This window comes from Caenispirillum bisanense (assembly GCF_900230255.1).
Taxonomy (GTDB): Bacteria; Pseudomonadota; Alphaproteobacteria; order Rhodospirillales; family Rhodospirillaceae; genus Caenispirillum; species Caenispirillum bisanense_A.
In genome coordinates, this window is sequence record NZ_OCNJ01000010.1 from 69636 (window position 1) to 87825 (window position 18190).

Genomic DNA, 18190 nt, shown 5'->3' on the forward strand with positions numbered 1-18190 from the left:
CTTCTTGTCCCGTCGTCTGGCACCATGGGTACGACTGGATAAGGGGGATCCTTCCGTATGTTCGGATTGCGTGGCCGCCGGCGGATGACGCCCATCGTGGACATCGACGACGGCGCGACGCAGCCCGCGCTCGGACCCGTCGTGGTGTGGCTGTCGCTGGCTGCCATGGCGATCATCGTGGCGGGTATCGTCGGCCACGTGCTCAAGGTGCGCGAAGCGACCTATGGCGGCGCGCTGGAGCAGGCGCGGGTTTCCACCGACCTGCTCAGCGAGAACGCCGGCCGCCTCCTCGACACCGCCGATTTCCTGGTGGACAGCGCCCGCGCCCGGGTGGCCGGCCGCACCTGGGACGCCATCGCCGCCGACCGCAGCCTGTGGCAGGGCCTGAAGGCCGACGCCGACCGCTTCGAGCATGTCGACGCGGTGTGGCTCAACGACCTGGCCGGCAACCTGCGGCTGGTGACGCACGCCTTTCCGGCGCCCGTCTCCAATGTGCTGGACCGTGACTTCTACCGCCACTTCGCCGACGGCCGCGACGGCCCCTACATCAGCCAGCCCCTGGTCGGCCGGGTGACGGAGGAGGCCACCTTCCTGCTCACCCGTCGCCTGAACGGGCCCGACGGCAAGCTGCGCGGCATCGCCTCCGTCACCCTCGATCCGGACTTCTTCGCCGACTTCCTGGAAACCTTCGAGCTGCCCTACGGCGCCGACATGACCCTGGTGCGCGAGCAGGGGGACGTGCTGGTCTCCGACCCGCCGGGCGGCGGTGCGGGTGCGGCTGCCGTTGCCGCCGCCCAGGCTCGCGACGTGATCGGGCACGGTGTCCTGTCCGGCCCCATCTCAGACGAGCGGGTGATCGGCTGGGTGAAGCGTCTGGACGAATGGCCGCTCTTTGCCGTCGTCCGGTTCGACCGCGCCGTCATCGACGACGCCTGGGTCGATGCCGTCACGCCCTATGCGGTGATCGGCAGCCTGGCGCTGCTGTCGCTGCTCGGCCTCGCGGGCTTCGCCCACGCCGGCGAGCGCGCCCGCCGCCGCGGCTGAGGGGCGCCGTCAGCGGCAGGTGACCATGCCCGCCGGACAGGGATCGAGCCCGACCGGCGCCGGCCGCGGAAACGGCGACTCGTCCAGCCGCTCCAACTCGCGGCGGCTCGGCGGCCACGACCGTTCCGCCGGCAGGTCGCGATCCGGCGGCAGCACGTGGTCGGGGTACCGCGGCGTCGGGAAGTTGGTGACGCGGCGGGCGTAATCCTCGTCCACCCGGTCGTCGAGCCGCGGCGTCACCCGCGGCAGGCGCGTCGGATCCACCGCACGCTCCCGTTCCTCCAGCGTCAGCATGCCGCCCGCCGTGGTGCCGTAGGGCGCCGACGGCGGTGTCTCGGTCCAGCCGCTCGGCCGCTCCGGCAGGGCGGGGGCGCAGCCGGCCAGCAGGCCGAGCACGAAAAGCGCGGCGCTAATTCGCGAAACCGCGGCGGTCGGGCAGCACGTCCACGTCGTCGACGATGGGGTCCTTCTCGCGGTCGGTGACGCCCAGTTCCGGCACTTCGTCCACATCCGGCGCATCGATGATGTCCTCACCCGGGGCGGGATCGACGTCGCCCGCCAGTGCTTCCTGTCGGCCCGGCTCGCCGGCCGCGACGTAAGGATCGACGTCGGTGCGGTCGCCCACCTCCGGGATGTCGTCGTCCTCGTCCACGCCGACCTCGAACTCGGGCGTCTCGCCGACGTCGACGTCGATGGTGGTGCTGGTCTGCGGGGCGTCGGTCACGTCGGCGATGGGCGCGCCGCGGTCGATGCCGACATCGTCGTCGATCCCGACCCCGCTGTCGAGCGGGCTCCAGTCGCCCACGTCGGCCGCCGCTGCCGGCACGGCGGACGTGGCGGCGAGAAGGGCGGCGGTGGCGACGGCGGGCAGCAGGCGGTGCGTCATGGCAGGCTCCTGTGCGGCGTGGTCCTTGCCCTAACAACCATCGGCGGGGGATGGAGGTTGGCACGACCGTCGCCGCGCGGGCCGTCAGAGCGAATGGATCTCCGGAATGGCGTCGTCTTCCAGCTCGTCGGCGTAGGTCGCCGCGATGGTGCGGAAGTCTTCGGCGATGGCGAGGAAGGCATCGACGATATCGGGGTCGAAGTGACTGCCGCGACCGCGCGCGATCATGTCCACGGCCTGTTCGTGCGTCCATGCCGGCTTGTAGACGCGGCGGCTGATGAGGGCGTCGTAGACGTCGGCCACCGCCATCAGGCGGGCCGACAGCGGAATGGCGTCGCCGGCCAGCCCGGCCGGATAGCCGGTGCCGTCCCAGCGTTCGTGGTGCCCGGCGGCGATCTCCATGGCGTAGCGCAGGAACCCGCCACGCTCCGGCGTGCCGTCGTCTTCGAGGGCGTTCTCGATGGCGGCGCGGCCGAGGGCGGCGTGCTGCTTCATGACCGTGAACTCGCCGTCGTCGAGCTTGCCCGGCTTGAGCAGGATGCGGTCGGGAATGCCGACCTTGCCGATGTCGTGCAGCGGCGCCGACTTGAACAGCAGGTCGATGGTGCGCTCGTCGAGGGCCGCGGCGAAGCGGGGATGGTCGCGCAGGGCCTCGGCGAGGCGGCGGACGTAGTGCTGGGTGCGGCGGATGTGGTTGCCGGTCTCGTTGTCGCGCGTCTCGGCGAGCGAGGCGAGGGCGCGGATGGTGACGTCCTGGGTGCGTTCCAGGTCGCGGGTGCGCTGCCGCACGCGATCCTCCAGGGCGGCGTTCTGGTCCCGCAGGGCCGCCTTCGCCCGTCGCAGGCTCAGGTGGGTGGCGACGCGCGCCAGCACCACGGGCGGGCTGATGGGCTTGGTGATGTAGTCGACGGCCCCGGTGGCGAAGCCGAGCGTCTCGTCGTGGGTCTGGCCGAGGGCGGTGACGAAGATCACGGGAATGTCGGCGGTGCGCGGGTCGGCCTTGATGCGGCGGCAGACTTCGATGCCGTCCATGCCGGGCATCATGACGTCGAGCAGCACGAGGTCCGGAAGGACGTCGCCCTCCAGCCGCGACAGGGCCTGCGGGCCGTCCTTCGCCACCACCAGCGCATGGCTGTCGCGCAGCAGGTCGACCAGAACCTTCACGTTGATGGGCTCGTCGTCGACGATCAGGAGGCGTTCACTCGGCGTCATGGTCTCACTCCAGTCCGTGCTCCGTGGCCGTGTCTGCTGCGTCGGGCAGCAGGCGCGGCAGCAGGGCCAATGCATCCTCGAAATCGAAGCGGGCGGCGTGGTCGGCCACCGCGCGGGCGGCGGCGGCGGCCGGCGTGCCGGCGAGCGCTTCGGCCAGAAGCCGGGCATCGTCCTCGGCCTGCGGGTCGAAGGTCGTCAGCCGGTCGCGCAGGTCCGCGACGCGGGCGGCGACGTCGACCGCCGACGGCGGCGGCGGCGGCACGGCGGGGGCGGCCGGGGCCACCGCATCCTGCAACTCGCGCACGCCGGCCAGTGCCGTCGACATGCAGGCGGTGAGGTCGCCGAGCAGGCCCTCGATCCGGAAGCGGTCCGGTTCGGGCGCGGTCGCCAGCGTCTCCATCTCGCCGGCCACCCGCGCCACCTCGCGGGCGCCCAGGGTGCCGGCGGTGCCCTTGAGGGTATGCATGGCCGCCCGCACCGCGGCGAAGTCGCCGTCGCCGACGACGCCCCGCATCACCAGGACCTGGCTGCCGTAGCCGACGGCGAACTCCTCCAGCAGCCTCAGGTAGAGGGTGCGGTTGCCGTTGACGTTGCGCAGCCCCGTCGCCACGTCGATGCCGCTGACGGCGCCCGGCAGGCCCGGGCCGTCGCCCGTCGCGGCGGCGCCGCTGACGGCGCCGGCGGCGGTGGCATCGTCGTCGCCGAACCAGCGGCCGAGGACCCGGGCCATCTCGCTCGGGTCGATGGGCTTGGCGATGTGGTCGTTCATGCCGGCCCGCAGGCAGTTGTCGCGGTCGCGGTCCATGGCATGGGCGGTCATGGCGATGACCGGCAGGCGGGTCAGGCCGAGGTCGCTGCGGATCAGCCGCGTCGCCTCCATGCCGTCCATGCCCGGCATCTGCACGTCCATCAGCACGCCGTCGAAGGTTTGCGCCCGCAGCTGGGCGAGCGCCGACGGCCCGTCGCCGGCCACGGTGACCTCCACCCCGTAGGCGCCCAGCAGTTCGCGGGCGACCAACTGGTTGATGGGGTTGTCCTCCACCACCAGCAGCCGGATCCCGGCCAGCGCCGGCCCGCCCTCGGCAGCGACGGCGCCCGCCGCCGCGCCGGCGCCCGCGTCGGGGGCGACGACGGCGACGACGGCATCCAGCAGGCTCGACGGGGTCACCGGCTTTTCGAGCACGCCCTGCACGGCGAGCGGTCCGAGGGCATCCACCAGCTCGTCCCGCCCGAAGGCCGTCAGCATGAGCACCGGCACGGCGACGCCGCGGGCGCGCAGGGCCCGGAGGGTGGCGACGCCGTCCATGTCCGGCATGCGCCAGTCGAGCACGACGAGGTCGACGTCGCTTCCCGCCTGCGCCAGACAGGCGGCGCCGTCGGACACCGCCGTCACGGTCAGGCCGAAGCGGCGCAGCAGGTCGCTCGTCACCTCGCGCGCGGTGCGGCAGTCGTCGACCACCAGGACGCGCCGGCCCGTCAGCAGGCCGGTCCCGCCGCGCGCCACGGCCGGGGCCGGGTCGTGGGCCGTCGCCGGGTCGACGGCGGCGCGCACCGTCACGGTGAACGTGCTGCCCTGGTCGGGGACGCTGGTGACGGCGATGTCGCCGCCGAGCAGGCCGGCGAGCTGGGCCGAGATGGCGAGCCCGAGCCCGGTGCCGCCGAAGCGGCGGCTGGTCGAACTGTCGGCCTGGGTGAACGGCTTGAACAGGCTGGACGCCTGCTCGGCCGTCATGCCGATGCCGGTGTCGCGCACGCGGATCTCGAGCAGGAAGCCGTCGCTGCCGATGCGCCGGCCGCCGATGGACAGCACCACCTCGCCTGCCGCCGTGAACTTCACCGCGTTGCCGAGCAGGTTGAGCAGGATCTGGCTGACCCGCAACGGATCGCCGATCAGCCGCCGCGGCACGGCGGCGTCGATGTCGACCACCAGTTCGAGGTCCTTGTCGCGCACCCGCGGCTGCACGACCACCGCCACGTCCTGGACCATGCGGTTGACGTCGAAGGGCACCGCCTCGATCGTCATCTTGCCGGCCTCGATCTTGCTGAAGTCGAGGATGTCGTTGATGACGCCGAGCAGGGTGCGCGAGCTGGCCGCGATCTTGTCCAGGTAGTCGCGCTGGCGCGGCGTCAGGTCGGTGCGGGAGAGCAGGTGCGACAGGCCGATCACCGCGTTCATGGGCGTGCGGATCTCGTGGCTCATGTTGGCGAGGAAGTCGCTCTTGAAGCGGTTGGCGCGCTCCGCCTCTTCCTTGGCGGCCGACAGCTCGTCCATGAAGCGCTTGCGCTCGCCGATGTCCATGTGGATGCCGGTGATGCGGGTCGGGCGCCCCTCGGCATCGCGCTCGACCAGCTTGCCGGCGCTGAGGATCCACACCCAATGGCCCGCCTTGTGGCGCATGCGGAACTCGACCTCGTAGGACGCGATCTCGCCGGCGATGTGCCCCCGCATGGTGGCGCGCACCCGCGAGGCGTCGTCGGGGTGCAGCAGGCGGCCCCAGGTGGCGCCGCATTCCTCCACTTCGCCGCGCCGGTAGCCGAGCATGGCGAGCCACTGGCTGCTGAAGTAGGCGACGTCGGTCTTGGGGTTCCAGTCCCACAGGCCGATGCCGGAGGCGTCCAGCGCGATCTTGAGCCGGCGCTCGCTCTCCTTCAGGGCGTCGAGGATGCGCTTGCGTTCGGTGATGTCGCGGAAGACACCCACCGAGCCGACGATGCGGTCGCCGTCGCGCTGCGGCACCGAGACGATGGAGATGGGGAAGACGGTGCCGTCGCGCCGGGTGAAGTGCTCGTCGTCGCTGCGGAAGACGGCACCGGCGCGCACCGCGGTCATGGTGCCGCAGGCCTCGGCGGCGATGGGGTGGCCGTCGGCGTCCTGGAAGTGGACGGCGTCGTGCAGGGTGAGGCCGTCGAGGTCCGCGAGGGTCCAGCCCAGCAGACGCTCCGCTTCGGGATTGAGGAAGGTGGCGTGGCCCTCGGCATCGAGGCAGAACACGCCCTCGCCCATGGCGTCGGTGATGCTCTGGAGGAAGCGCCGGCTTTCCAGCAGGTCCTCCTCCATGCGCTTCTGGTGGGTGATGTCGGTGCGGATGGCGATGTAGCCGCCGGGGCCGTCGGGGCCCATGTCCTGCGGCACGATGGTCGCCGACACCCAGTAGAGCGACCCGTCGCGGGCGCGGTTGCACACCTCGCCGTGCCACACCCGGCCGCTGCGGATGGTGCGCCACATCTCGGCGAAGAAGGCCGCGTCGTGCAGGCCGGAATTGACGACCCGGTGGGACTGCCCGAGCAGCTCGTCGCGCCGATAGCCGCTGATCTCGCAGAAGCGGTCGTTGGCGTAGACGATGGTGCCGGCGGCGTCGGTGATGCTGACGATGGCGTGCTGGTCGAGGGCGAATTTCTGCTGTTCCAGCGCCCGCTGCGCTTCCTTGCGCTGTTCCACCATGGCGACGATGGTGTCGGACAACTGGTCCAGTTCCTGGCCGTCGTCGACGACCGCGCCGCCGGTCAGCGCCGCGAGCGAGCGGCGCAGGGCGGCGATGGCGGCGTTCTGGGCCGCCGCCTCCTTGCGCAGGCGGTCGTTGGCGCTCAGCAGTTCGTCGGAACTGAGCATGAGGCTGCGGCTGCGCAGGTCGATGTCGCGGTCGAACTGCTCGTAACTCTGGCCGACGCGGGCCAGCAGCGGCCCGATGGCGCGGACGAGCAGGCCGGCGTCGCCGTCGAGGTCGAGCCCCGCCAGCGTCGCCACGGCCGCGGCGACGCGATCCTCGTGGTCGAGGCCGGCCACTCTCTTCAGCTGGGTGCGCAGGAGTCGATGCATCGTGCGGGGGTGCTCAGGCTTCCGCGACGACGGCGACCGTCATCGTCTGGTTGTGCAGCCGGCAGGCGCCTTCGCCCGCATGGGGGCCGAGCTCGCCGTAGGAGTAGAAGCCGGCGACCGTGAGGCCGCCGCCGAGCACGTCGACCACCGCCTCAACCTCCTCGTCCACCCGGTCGCCCATGACCAGCTTGCGGCCGACGCAGCTCACCAGCAGGGCGAGCCCGCCGGGAGGGGCGGCGAAGGCGTCGCGGCTGGCGGCCGCCGCCTTTTCCGCACCGGCGACCAGGGCGTCGGTGGAGGCGCTCATCATCCGCAGGTAGCCGGTGGCGTCGACGTCGCCGGCCAGGATCAGGCTGCCGCTCGCCTCGTCGATGCCGAGGATGGTGCGGATCAGGCCTTTGGGGGCGGCCTGGGCGTCGAGCATCTCGAAGGGGAACAGAAGCCCCGAGGCCGGCAGGTCGCGGGCATAGTCGCCGAGGTAGCGGCGGTAGACCTCGAGGGCGGGTTCGTCGTCGAGGCTGTGCAGGATGTTGCCGGTGCAGCCGGTGACGCGGCGGGTGGGGCCGAAGGGCTGCCAGCCGCCCACCGAACCGAGGCCGACGCGCACCGCCTCGCCGTAGAGCCCGACGGCGACCGGGCCCTGCGGGTCGGAGCCGCCGATCACCAGGGTTTCGGCGAAGGCGCCGTCGTCGCCGGCGAGGCCGCCGCAGACCGGCACGGCGTGGCCGATGCGGTCCATCAGCCCGTCGATGAGGGCGCTGCCGTTCATGTCGGTGCCGCGGCCGAACATGAGCACGGCGGCGAGCCGCGGCCCGTCGGGGTCGGCGGCCAGGGCCTCGCCCAGCCGGGCGCCGGCGGCGCGCGAATCGGTCAGACCGGCCATGGCCGTGCCGACGACGCGGCACGGCGACCGCTCGAACGCCAGGGCGGTGACGGTCACGGTACCGGTCTCCACCCCCTGCGGCGTGATTTCGCCGGCGGTGGAACAGCCGACCGCCGTCGCCGTCGGCAGGGCGGTGCGCAGGGCCTCGAGCAGCCGGGCATCCCGCAGCAGGGCGACGGTCCCGAAGACGAGGACGACCTGCGGCGCCAGTGCGGCGAGGGGAGATACGGCGGCGGCCACGGCGGCGGGATCGGAACTGCGCAGGACGACGGATGCGGTCTTCATGGCTTGACGAACTCCGTGGAAGGGCCGTCCGCGGGCGGGCAGGCGGCGTCGCAGTGGCGGGCGAGGTCGACCACCGCGGCGGCGGCGGCGTCGAAGTCGAAATCGTCGACGAGGGCGAGAAGGCGGGCGCCGGCCTCGGCCAGGGCGGTGCCGGCCAGGGCCTCGGCGATTTCGCCGGCGGTGGCGCTGGCGGCGACGTCCCCGCCGCCGACCAGGCTCGCCAGGGTGACCAGGAGCGGCCGCACCCGCGCCGCGAGTTCGGGCGGCAGGGGCGCCGGCCCGGCGGCGGCAACGGGACCGCACCAGCGGTCCAGGCAGTCGGACAGGTCGTTCAGGCGCACCGGCTTGCCGAGGTGGTCGTTCATGCCGGCGGCGAGACAGCGCTGGCGATCCTCGGGCGAGGTATGGGCCGTCAGGGCGATGATCGGCACCGACTGCCAGTCGGCCAGCGCGCGGATGCGCCGCGTCGCCTCCAGCCCGTCCATGCCGGGCATCTGCAGGTCCATGAAGATGGCGTCGAAGAAAGCGCCGGGCGCCTGCAGGAGGGCGAGGGCGGCGTGGCCGCCGTCGACGGCGACGAGATCGTCCGGTCCGTCGCCCATGTAGCCGGCGATGACGGCGCGGTTCACCGCGTTGTCCTCGACCAGCAGGACGCGGCGGCCGCCGGCGCGGGCGGCGGCCGCGACGGGTGCCGGCGGCGGCGACGGCGGCGCCGCGGCGCCCGCCGCGGGCTCCGGCGATGCGGGCGCGCGGTCGGCCTCGGGGCTCGCGGCCGGTCCAAGCAGTGCGTCGGCCTCGGTGAGTTCGAAGGGCAGGTCGACGATGAAGCGGCTGCCCCGGCCGGGGGTGCTCTCCACCGCGATCCCGCCGCCCATCAGCGCCGCGAGGCGGTCGGCGAGGGCGAGCCCGAGGCCGAGGCCGCCGTAGCGCCGGGTCCGCGAGTCGTCGCCCTGCCGGGCGCCGCCGAACAGGCAGGCCAGCGTCTCGGCGTCCATGCCGATGCCGGTGTCGCTCACCTCGAAGCGCAGGCGGACGCGGCCGGGCGCCGGCGGTGGTTCCGGCGCCGTCACCGTCAGGGCGACGCTGCCCCGTTCGGTGAACTTCACGGCATTGCCGAGCAGCTTCAGCAGGATCTGGCGCACCTGGTCGGCGTCGCCGAGAACGGCGGTGGGAAGCGGTGTGGGGCAGACCAGGACGACCGTCAGCCCCTTGGCCCGCGCCCCGGCACGGACGGCGGCCACGGCGTCCTCGGCGACGGCGCGCGGATCCATGGCGGCGGCGACGATGCGCAGCGCCCCGTCCTCGATGCGGGAGAAGTCGAGGATGCCGTTGAGGGTGCGCAGCAGGCTCTGCGCCGACTCGTTGATCTTGCCGAGATAGTCCCGCTGCGCCGGCGTCGGGTTGGTGCGCTGCGCCAGATAGCACATGCCGATGATGCCGTTCATGGGCGTGCGCAATTCGTGGCTGACGTTGGCGAGGAAGCGCGTCTTGGCCCGGTCGGCGTTCTCGGCGGCCTCGCGCGCCCGCATGTTCTCGGCCGCCAGATCGGCCAGGGCCCGGGTCTGGCGGCCCTGCCGGCGGGCGGCGCCGAGCACCAGGCCGATGACGAGGCCGGTGGCGACCACCACGACGGGGCCGGTCGCCAGCACCAGGCGGCGCACGGCCGACCGCGCCTCCTCCACCGCCGCGGTACGGTCGGCGTAGATCTCGAGGACGGCGGCGACACCGCCGGTCGCTCCGGGCAGCGGGGCGTAGGTGCTCACCAGCCAGCCGCCGCCGGCGGCGCGGTTGAGGGCGCTGACCACGTCGCCGGCGGCGGCGGCCTGGAACAAGGCGCTGCCCGACCCGTCCCCGCCGGCCCGGCCGCGATCGGTGGCATACAACGTGAGCCCGTCCGGCGAGAACACCTTCAGGGCGACGATGTCCGTGCCCTGCGTCGCATGTCGCATGAGGAAGTCCATGGCACCGAATTCCGGGCTGCCGGCCACCTCTTCCGGCGGCACGGCGGCGAGCCCGGCGATGAGCGCGCGCAGGTCGTCGCCGCGCTCGTTGGCGATGACGCCGAGGGCGGTGTGATTGGCGTTGCCGGTCGCCTGGACGATGCCGTCGGTGAGGATGCGGCCGGCGACCCACACGGTCAGCCCGTAGGTGAGGACGATGAAGATCGCCGCCACGACGGCGAGCGTCGTCGAGTGCCCGAGCACCGATGCCCTGGCCTTTGCCGCCATCGTCCTATTCTTTCGCATTAGTCCCCAACGCGGCGACGATAGACCAGCCGCGCGTTCCGCAAAATCTGGCGGAAGGTCATAGCGGCCCTTGCTTTGCGCATGGCGGCGACAACCTCGCCGTCGTCGGTGGCGGCTACGCCATCGCCGCGCGTGCCCTTATACCTTTCGGCATCCGATGGACATACGATGTGGCGTCGGCGACCCTATGGCGGCTGTCCTGTGGTGGCTGGCGGAGAAGGGGTGTAACGTGAAGGGTCGATGGGTTCGTCCGGCAGCCCCCGCATTCCGGCAGGATGCCCCCGACCGTGCTATGTAATGGCCGATGCGGGGCCCGTGTGAAGGACGCAGGAAGAAGGTACGACGCTTGACCATCCGGACGGTTCTCGTCGGCGCCCTGTGCGCCATGCTCGCGGCCCATGCCTGGTTCGTCGGCACCACCCTGCTCGACCTGTGGCAGAGCCAGACGGTGGCCGACGACCTGCGGCGCGAAGCGCGCGTGACCCGTCATCTGGTCGACGGCGCCCAGGCCATGGCCTACGAGCGGGGCCTCACCGCGTCGATCCTCAAGGGCCTCGCCATTCAGCCGGAGGAACTGGCGGCGCGGCGCCGGGCGACGCAGGACGGGCTCGAGGCCGCGCTCGCGGCGCTGCCGCCGGGCGATCCCGCAGAACAGGTGTTGCGCGAGGGGACGGCCGACCTGCGGCGCCTGCGCACCGACGTCGACGCCGCGCTCGCCGCCTCCGTCACCGCGGCGGCGGCGGCCCGGGAACCGTGGCTGCGCCAGGCCAGCGCCTTCGTCCGCCGCCTGGAGGACACGGTGCTCGACCGCTCGCCGCCGCCGACGACCGAGCGGGAGCTGCTGCTGCGCTGGCATGCGGTGCAGCAGAGCCTCCGGTTCCGCGTCGTCATGGGCCAGGACGGCTCGCGCCTCAACACGGTGGCCTACGATGGCCGCATCCTGCCGCTGGAAGAGATCGGCGAGCACGACCGCTACTTCGGCCACATCAAGGAGTCCTTCGAGACGCTGCAGCGCATGCGCGCCGACCAGCCGGAACTCGGGCCCTTCCTCGACGCCGTGCAGGACATGTACTGGGCCCGCTTCGTCCCGTTGCGGGACGACATCCTCGCCGAAGCCCGTGCGGGGCGACCGCCGCCGGTTGCCGGTGATGCGCTGGTGGCGGCCATCCTGCCGGCGGTGGACAGCATCGTCCGGCTGATCCACGGTTCCCTCGACCGCGCCGAGGCGGCCGCCGGCGAGCAGGCCGCCGCCACCCGCCGGGCTCTGGTCGTCAACGGGGCATTCTTCTTCGGCTATCTGGCGGTGGCGGCGGGCGTCCTCGTGCTGGTGCAGAGGCGGATCATCGGCCCCATCGCCGGCATGGTCAGCCGCCTCGCGACGGAAGACGACGGCCGCGCCGGCTCCGTGACGCCGGCGGCGGCGGACGGCGACGAGGTGCGCATCCTCGGCCGCGCCGTCGACGGCTTCCTCGTCGGCCGGGCCTTGCTGCGGCAGTCGGAACAGCGGTTCAAGATGGCGGTGGAAGCCGCCAGCGACGGCATCTGGGACTGGGACCTCGTCACCGGGCGGATCTGGTTCTCGCCCCAGTGGAAGGCGCAGCTCGGCTATCGCGACGACGAGATCGAAAACACGCTCGAAGCCTGGCGCACGCTGATCTACCCCGAGGACGCCGAGGCGGCGCTGCGGCTGGTGGACGCCTATGCCGCCGGCCACGTGCCGGTCTTCGAGATGGTGCAGCGCTTTCGCCACAAGGACGGCCACACCGTCTACATCCGCTCGCGCGCGGTGCACGAGAAGGACGCCGGCGGCGCGCCGGTCCGCATGGTGGGCGCCCATACCGACATCACGGACCAGACCCTGGCGCTCACCGCCCTGCAGGCCAGCGAGGCCAAGTTCCGCAATCTCGCCACCCAGGTGCCCGGCGTGATCTACCAGTGGGAGGAGCATCCCGACGGCCGCCGCGGCTTCATCTACGTCAGTCCGCGCTCGGCGGAGCTGCTCGGCGTCGCGCCCGCCGACCTGGTGGACGACTGGCGGGGCCTGCCGCTGCATCCCGACGACCGCGTCGGCTTCACCGACTCGCTGCAGGCGGCGGTCGCCGAGGTGCGCGACTGGGAGTTCGAGGGGCGCCTGCTGCTGGCCGGCGACCGGGTCCGCTGGTGGCGCACGCACTCGCGGCCCGAGCGCCTGCCCGACGGCGGCCTGCTGTTCACCGGCGTCATCCTCGACATCAGCGAGCAGAAGCGGGCTCAACAGGCGCTGGCCGACAAGGAACGCGAACTGTCGTCCATCCTGGCCAGCGTGGTCGACGGCATCATCACCATCGACGCCAGCGGCATCATGCGGTCGGCGAACCCGGCCGCCGAGCGCATCTTCGGCTTTGCCGCCGCCGACATGCTCGGCCGCAACGTCCGCATGCTCATGCCCGCGGCCATCGCCGAGGCGCACGACGGCTACATCGGCGCCTTCGTCCGCACGGGGGAGCCGCGCATCATCGGCATCGGCCGCACCGTCACCGGACGGCGCGCCGACGGCACCGAGTTTCCGCTCGATCTCAGCATCTCGCAATCGACCCTCGACGGTACCCGCCTGTTCACCGGCATCGTCCGCGACGCCACCGAGCGTGTCCGCTACCAGGAGGAACTGGAATTCAGCCGGTCGGTCATGGAGGATCGCGCCGCCGAACTGGCGACCCTCGCCGAGGAGCTGGAGGCGGCGCGGATCGAGTCCGAGAACGCCAACGAGGCCAAGTCGCGCTTCCTCGCGATGATGAGCCACGAGTTGCGCACGCCGATGACCGGCGTCCTCGGCATGGCCGACCTTCTGCTTGCGTCGCAACTCGAGGCGCGCCAGCGCACCTGGGTGGACATGCTCCGGCGGTCGGGCGCGACGCTGCTCACCCTGCTCGACGACATCCTCGATTTCTCCAAGATCGAGGCGGGGCAACTGACCATCGAGCAGGTGGACTACAGCCCCGCCGCCATCCTGCACGAGGTGGTGCAGCTGCTGGCGACGCGGGCCAGCGAGAAGGGCGTGGTGCTGGAGGTGCACGAGGATGCGGCTCCGCCGCCGGCCGTGGTCGGCGACCCGACGCGGCTGCGTCAGGTCCTGTTCAATCTGGTCGGAAACGCCGTGAAGTTCACCGAGGCGGGCCGCGTCGTCGTGCGCCTGGGCGCCGCCGACCGGCTGGCGGGCGACGGCTGGCGCCTGCGTTTCGAGGTCGTCGACACCGGCATCGGCATGACCGACGAGCAGATGGCCCGCCTGTTCAAGCCGTTCAGCCAGGCGGACAGCTCCACCACCCGCCGGTTCGGCGGCACCGGCCTCGGGCTCGCCATCTCGCGCAGCCTGGCGGAGGCCATGGGCGGCGCGATCGGCTGCACCAGCCGCCCGGGCCACGGCTCCACGTTCTGGTTCACGGCGGTGGTGCGCGACGGCTCGCCGCTGCGCCTCGCCCAGGGACACGACGACTCCGCCCTGCTGTCGACCCCGGCGGCCCAGCGCCTGCGCATCCTGGTGGCCGAGGACAACGACACCAACCGCCTGCTGCTGACCGAAGCGCTGACCGGCCAGGGCCACGAGGTGGTCGCGGTGGAGAACGGCGCGCTGGCGGTGGAGGCCACCACCCAATACCGCTTCGACATCGTGCTCATGGACATGCAGATGCCGGTGCTGGACGGCCTGGGCGCGGCGCGGGCGATTCGAGCGACCGAGGCGGCCCCCGGCACGCTGCCCATCGTCGCCCTGACCGCCGACGTCCTGATGGCCCGGCACGAGGCGGCGGGGGGCGACGTCCTGTCGGCGGTGCTCACCAAGCCCATCGACTGGGCGCGCCTGGACAGCACCATGCGGCGGCTGACGGCGTCGCGCGTCGGCACCCTGGCGGACACCGAGGCCCTGGGCGGAGTTGCTTCGGCGCCGCCGTCGGACGGCGCCGCCGAGCCGCCGGATGCGATGCCGGTCCTGGCGCCGGACTGGCTGGGCGACTGGGCGGCGCGGCTGCCGCCGCCGCGGCTGCGGGCCATCCTGCAGTCGCTGGTCGACCGCATCGACCGCCCGCTCGCCGACCTCGACGCCGCGCTGGAGGCGGCCGATGCCGCCGCCGTCGGTCGCTGCGGCCATGCCCTCGCCGGGCTGGCGAGCCAGTTCGGGCTGTTGCGGCTCGCGGGGCTCGGCCGAACGCTGCAGGACCTGGCCGCGCGGGAGGACGTGGACGCCGCGGCGGCCCTGCGGCCGCGGCTGGCGCAGGAAATCGCCGCCGCGCGCGACGCGGTCGCGGAACGGATGGAACGGGAGACGACGACACCATGACAGCACAAGCCCCCTTCACCGGCCCGACGGCGGGCATCCTCGACGCTCCGCTCGTGCCGGCGAAAGTGGTGATCGTCGACGACATGCTGCCCAACGCCCTGCTGGCCGCCGCCGTGGTCGAGCGCCTGGACGGCGTCGAGGTCGAGGTGTTCGAGGATGCGCCGGAGGCCCTGGCGCGCTGCCGCGCCGCGCCGCCCGACCTGGTGCTGCTCGACTACGTCATGCCGGGGCTGGACGGCATCGCCTTCGCCCGCGCCCTGCGCGATGGGCTGGACGGCGAGTTCGTGCCGATCATCATGGTGACCGGAGAATCCCGCAGCGGCACCCTCGCCGAGGCCATGGCCGCCGGCGCCACCGACTTCCTCCGCAAGCCGTGGGACGAGACGGAGCTGGAGGCCCGCGCCCGCAACATGCTCTCCCTGCGGCGGTCCTACCTGGAACTGCGCCAGAAGACGCAGGCCCTCCACGTCCTCGCCACCACCGACCCGCTGACCGGCATTCTCAACCGCCGTGCCTTCAGCGAGGCGGCGACGGCCGAGGTCGACCGCGTGCGGCGCTACGGCCGGCCGGCCAGCCTGCTGATGATGGACATCGATTTCTTCAAGCGCATCAACGACGGCTGGGGGCATGCGGCGGGCGATGCCGTGCTGCGCACCTTCGCCGACCACTGCCGGAAGCACCTGCGGGACACCGACCACCTCGGCCGCCTCGGCGGCGAGGAATTCGCCGTGCTGCTGCCGGAAACGGACGCGGCGGGCGCGCTGGTCCTGGCGGAACGGCTGCGCGCCGACCTGGCTGCCGTCCGTGTCACGCCGGACGACGGGCCGCCCATCGCCATGACGGTGAGCATTGGCGTCGCCGAAGCCGGGGCCGCCGAAACCCTGGACGGGGTGCTGCGCCGCGCCGACGCCGCGCTCTACGCGGCCAAGCAAGCCGGGCGCGACCGCGTCCTGCTCGCCGACGCGCGGGCGGCCGACGGGGTCGCGTGACACCCATGGCCGCCCGCCGCCGGGAGGCGCATCAGCCGCGCCAGACGGTGCGGCTCTGCTCGCGCATGAACTGCTGGACGTAGTACGGCCCGAGCCCGCCCTTGCCGGTGGTGCCCGATCCCTTCCAGCCGCAGAAGCTCTGGATGCCCGGCCACGCGCCGGTGGTGGCGCCGCTGGCGCGGTTGGCGTAGAGGGCGCCCGCCTCGGCGCGGTCGAGGAACAGGGCGAGGTCCGCCTCGTCGCGGGCGTAGCACCCGGCGGTGAGCCCGAAGTCCACCGCATTGCCGTCGGCGATGGCCTCGCCGAGGTCGGTGTAGCCGAGCACCGACAGGACCGGCAGGAACAGTTCCTCCTTGTTCAGCCGGTGATCGCGGGGCAGGTCGGCGACGATGGTCGGCTGCACGTAACATCCGTGGTCGTAGAGGCCGCCGGTCAGCCGCTCGCCGCCGGTCAGGATGACACCCTCCCGCCGCGCCTCGGCCGCCGCGGCTTGGAAGCGGTCGAGGGCGGCCTGGTTGATGACCGGCCCCATGAAGACGTCGCGCTCCGCCGGATCGCCGACCGTCACCCGCGCCGTGGCGGCGAGCAGCTTGTCGAGGAAGGCCGCGCGCACGTCGTCGTGGACGTAGACCTTCGATCCGGCGGAACACTTCTGCCCCTGCAGGCCGAAGGCGGAGCGCAAAACCCCTTCCGTGGCGGCGTCGAGGTCGGCGCTCGGGGTGACGTAGGTCGGGTTCTTGCCGCCCATCTCGACGATGACCGGCCGGTTGAAGCGACCCGCCGCCACCTGGCGCAGCAGGCCCATGCCGACGGCGTGACTGCCGGTGAAGGCGAAGCCGTCGATGCCGGGGTGGGCGGTCAGCGCCCGGCCGGTCTCGGCACCGCCGCACAGGAGCGCGACCACGCCCTCTGGCAGCCCGGCCGCCTCCGCCGCCGCGACCAGCAGCGCGCCGGTGAGGCCGGCGGCCGGGCTCGGCTTGTAGACCACCGTGTTGCCGGCCACCAGGGCCGCCGACATCATATTGACCGACAGGGCCAGCGGGAAGTTGAACGGCGCGATCACCGCGAACACGCCCACCGGCCGCAGGCGGTCGGAGGTTTCCTCGGCCTCGAAGGCACGCGCGAGCGGGCGCTCGAAGCCGGCGTTCTCCTCCATCTGGTCGCAGTAGTAGCGGGCGAGGTCGACGGCTTCCTCCGCCTCGCCCACCGCTTCCATGCGCGACTTGCCCACTTCCAGGAGGCAGGCGACGGCGAGGTCGTACTTGCGGCGGTCCAGTTCCGCGGCGAAGGCCCGCACGGCGGCGACCCGCTCGCGCCACGGCAGGGCGCCCCAGTCGCGGGCGGCCGCCCGGGCGGCGGAGACGGCGCGGTCGACGGCGGCGGCATCGGCCGCCCGGAAGCGCCCGAGCAGCAGCCGGTCGTCGATGGGACTGCGCGCCTCGTAGAGCGCGCCGCCCTCGTCCGCGCGGCCGGCGATGCGGTTGGGCCAGTCCTTGCCGAGCGCACCGTCCCGCGCCTCGGGGATCAGGCGGTCGAGCAGGGCGTGGACACCGGAGAAGTCGGCGCGGATGTTGGAATAGGTGACGCGCGGCAGGGTCGTCTCGGTCATCGGGCTGTCTCTCCTCTATGGCGTCAGGTCGGCGGCAGGGTCAGCAGGCGGCGGGCTTCCGCAGCGGTCGCCGGACGGCGCCCGCGGGCGGTGCAGGCTTCCACGGCTACCCGCACCAGGGCGGCGTTGCTGTCGGCCAGGCTGTCGCGGCCGAGGCGGATGTTGTCTTCCAGGCCCGTCCGCAGGTGCCCGCCGAGGTCGAGCGCCCAGTCGTGCAGCGGGCGCTGCGCCCGGCCGATGCCGGCGGCCGTCCAGGTGGCGTCGGGTGCGAGGCGGCGCAGCTCGGCGACCATGAACTCCAGCGCCTCGCGTCGGGCGGGCAGGGCGTTGCGGATGCCCATGACGAACTGCACGTGCAGCGGCCGCGCGAGCAGGCCGTCCTCCGCCATGCGCACGGCGGTGTAGAGCATGGACAGGTCGAACACCTCGATCTCCGGCTTGACGGTGGTCTCGGCGAACACGGCCGCCAGACGCTCCACGAAGTCGGGCGGGTTGGGATAGATGCTGGTCGGGAAGTTCACCGACCCGGTGGCCAGCGATCCCATGTCGGGCTTCAGCCTCAGCGGCGCGATGCGGTCCTCGTAGTCCCGGCCGCGGCCGCCGGTGGAGAACTGCACGATCATGCCCGGGCAGTGACGGCGCACGCCCTCAAGGACGCGGACGAAGCGGTCGACGTCGGACGACGGGGCCTCGTCGTCGTCGCGCACGTGGACGTGGACGAGGCTGGCGCCGGCCTCGAAGGCTTCGTGGGTGCTCTCGACCTGCTCGGCGGGCGTCACGGGCACCGCCGGCGTGTCCGCCTTGCGGGGGACGGAGCCGGTGATGGCGACGGCGATGATGACGGGCGTATCGGTCACTGCGTACCTCGCTCTGTGGAAGGGGCTCGGGGGCCGGCTGCTCGGGGCCG

At 72.8% G+C, this 18190-nt stretch carries 11 protein-coding genes; 3 read left to right on the top strand and 8 right to left on the bottom strand.

Annotation, left to right across the window (positions count from 1 at the left end):
• The first annotated feature begins 96 nt into the window (after nucleotides 1-96).
• Nucleotides 97-1044: a hypothetical protein gene (locus CRP50_RS19755; RefSeq protein WP_141415208.1), complete on the top strand. Its 948-nt coding sequence runs from the start codon at nucleotides 97-99 to the stop codon at nucleotides 1042-1044.
• A 9-nt stretch (nucleotides 1045-1053) separates the two neighbouring features.
• Here the strand turns inward: CRP50_RS19755 and CRP50_RS19760 are convergent, their stop codons facing one another.
• The 6 genes from CRP50_RS19760 to CRP50_RS19785 form a co-directional block, all read right to left on the bottom strand.
• Complete coding sequence (locus CRP50_RS19760; protein WP_097280916.1) at nucleotides 1054-1440, bottom strand: hypothetical protein; 387 nt, start codon at nucleotides 1438-1440, stop codon at nucleotides 1054-1056.
• Nucleotides 1441-1453: 13 nt separating this feature from the next.
• Nucleotides 1454-1930: a hypothetical protein gene (locus tag CRP50_RS19765; RefSeq protein WP_097280917.1), complete on the bottom strand. Its 477-nt coding sequence runs from the start codon at nucleotides 1928-1930 to the stop codon at nucleotides 1454-1456.
• An 84-nt stretch (nucleotides 1931-2014) separates the two neighbouring features.
• Nucleotides 2015-3142: an HD-GYP domain-containing protein gene (locus tag CRP50_RS19770; RefSeq protein WP_097280918.1), complete on the bottom strand. Its 1128-nt coding sequence runs from the start codon at nucleotides 3140-3142 to the stop codon at nucleotides 2015-2017.
• Between the two features lie 4 nt (nucleotides 3143-3146).
• Nucleotides 3147-6959 carry a response regulator gene (locus CRP50_RS19775; protein WP_097280919.1) on the bottom strand — a complete coding sequence of 1271 codons (3813 nt, stop codon included), beginning with the start codon at nucleotides 6957-6959 and terminating at the stop codon, nucleotides 3147-3149.
• 13 nt (nucleotides 6960-6972) lie between these two features.
• Nucleotides 6973-8127, bottom strand: a complete 1155-nt coding sequence (locus CRP50_RS19780) for an FIST signal transduction protein (protein ID WP_097280920.1) — start codon at nucleotides 8125-8127, stop codon at nucleotides 6973-6975.
• On the bottom strand, nucleotides 8124-10355 hold the full coding sequence (locus CRP50_RS19785) for an ATP-binding protein (protein ID WP_101614024.1): 2232 nt from the start codon (nucleotides 10353-10355) through the stop codon (nucleotides 8124-8126). The genes CRP50_RS19780 and CRP50_RS19785 overlap by 4 nt, the downstream gene beginning before the upstream one ends.
• A gap of 364 nt (nucleotides 10356-10719) precedes the next feature.
• Here CRP50_RS19785 and CRP50_RS19790 point away from each other — a divergent pair, with 364 nt between their 5' ends.
• Both CRP50_RS19790 and CRP50_RS19795 read left to right on the top strand, forming a co-directional pair.
• Nucleotides 10720-14685 carry a PAS domain S-box protein gene (locus CRP50_RS19790; protein ID WP_101614026.1) on the top strand — a complete coding sequence of 1322 codons (3966 nt, stop codon included), beginning with the start codon at nucleotides 10720-10722 and terminating at the stop codon, nucleotides 14683-14685.
• Nucleotides 14682-15674, top strand: coding sequence for a diguanylate cyclase (locus CRP50_RS19795; RefSeq protein WP_097280923.1), 993 nt, complete (start codon nucleotides 14682-14684; stop codon nucleotides 15672-15674). Before CRP50_RS19790 ends, CRP50_RS19795 begins: the two co-directional genes overlap by 4 nt.
• A 31-nt stretch (nucleotides 15675-15705) precedes the next feature.
• Here the strand turns inward: CRP50_RS19795 and CRP50_RS19800 are convergent, their stop codons facing one another.
• Both CRP50_RS19800 and CRP50_RS19805 read right to left on the bottom strand, forming a co-directional pair.
• Nucleotides 15706-17283: an aldehyde dehydrogenase family protein gene (locus tag CRP50_RS19800; RefSeq protein WP_097280924.1), complete on the bottom strand. Its 1578-nt coding sequence runs from the start codon at nucleotides 17281-17283 to the stop codon at nucleotides 15706-15708.
• A gap of 23 nt (nucleotides 17284-17306) precedes the next feature.
• Entirely contained in the window at nucleotides 17307-18140 is an 834-nt protein-coding gene (locus CRP50_RS19805) for a 3-keto-5-aminohexanoate cleavage protein (protein ID WP_097280925.1), read from the bottom strand.
• Nucleotides 18141-18190 lie beyond the last annotated feature (50 nt).

Coding starts and splice junctions, on each gene's coding strand:
- CRP50_RS19765 (WP_097280917.1), bottom strand. CDS start 1,930: ATGACGCACCGCCTGCTGCCCGCCGTCGCCACCGCCGCCCTTCTCGCC.
- CRP50_RS19770 (WP_097280918.1), bottom strand. CDS start 3,142: ATGACGCCGAGTGAACGCCTCCTGATCGTCGACGACGAGCCCATCAAC.
- CRP50_RS19775 (WP_097280919.1), bottom strand. CDS start 6,959: ATGCATCGACTCCTGCGCACCCAGCTGAAGAGAGTGGCCGGCCTCGAC.
- CRP50_RS19780 (WP_097280920.1), bottom strand. CDS start 8,127: ATGAAGACCGCATCCGTCGTCCTGCGCAGTTCCGATCCCGCCGCCGTG.
- CRP50_RS19785 (WP_101614024.1), bottom strand. CDS start 10,355: ATGGCGGCAAAGGCCAGGGCATCGGTGCTCGGGCACTCGACGACGCTC.
- CRP50_RS19795 (WP_097280923.1), top strand. CDS start 14,682: ATGACAGCACAAGCCCCCTTCACCGGCCCGACGGCGGGCATCCTCGAC.
- CRP50_RS19800 (WP_097280924.1), bottom strand. CDS start 17,283: ATGACCGAGACGACCCTGCCGCGCGTCACCTATTCCAACATCCGCGCC.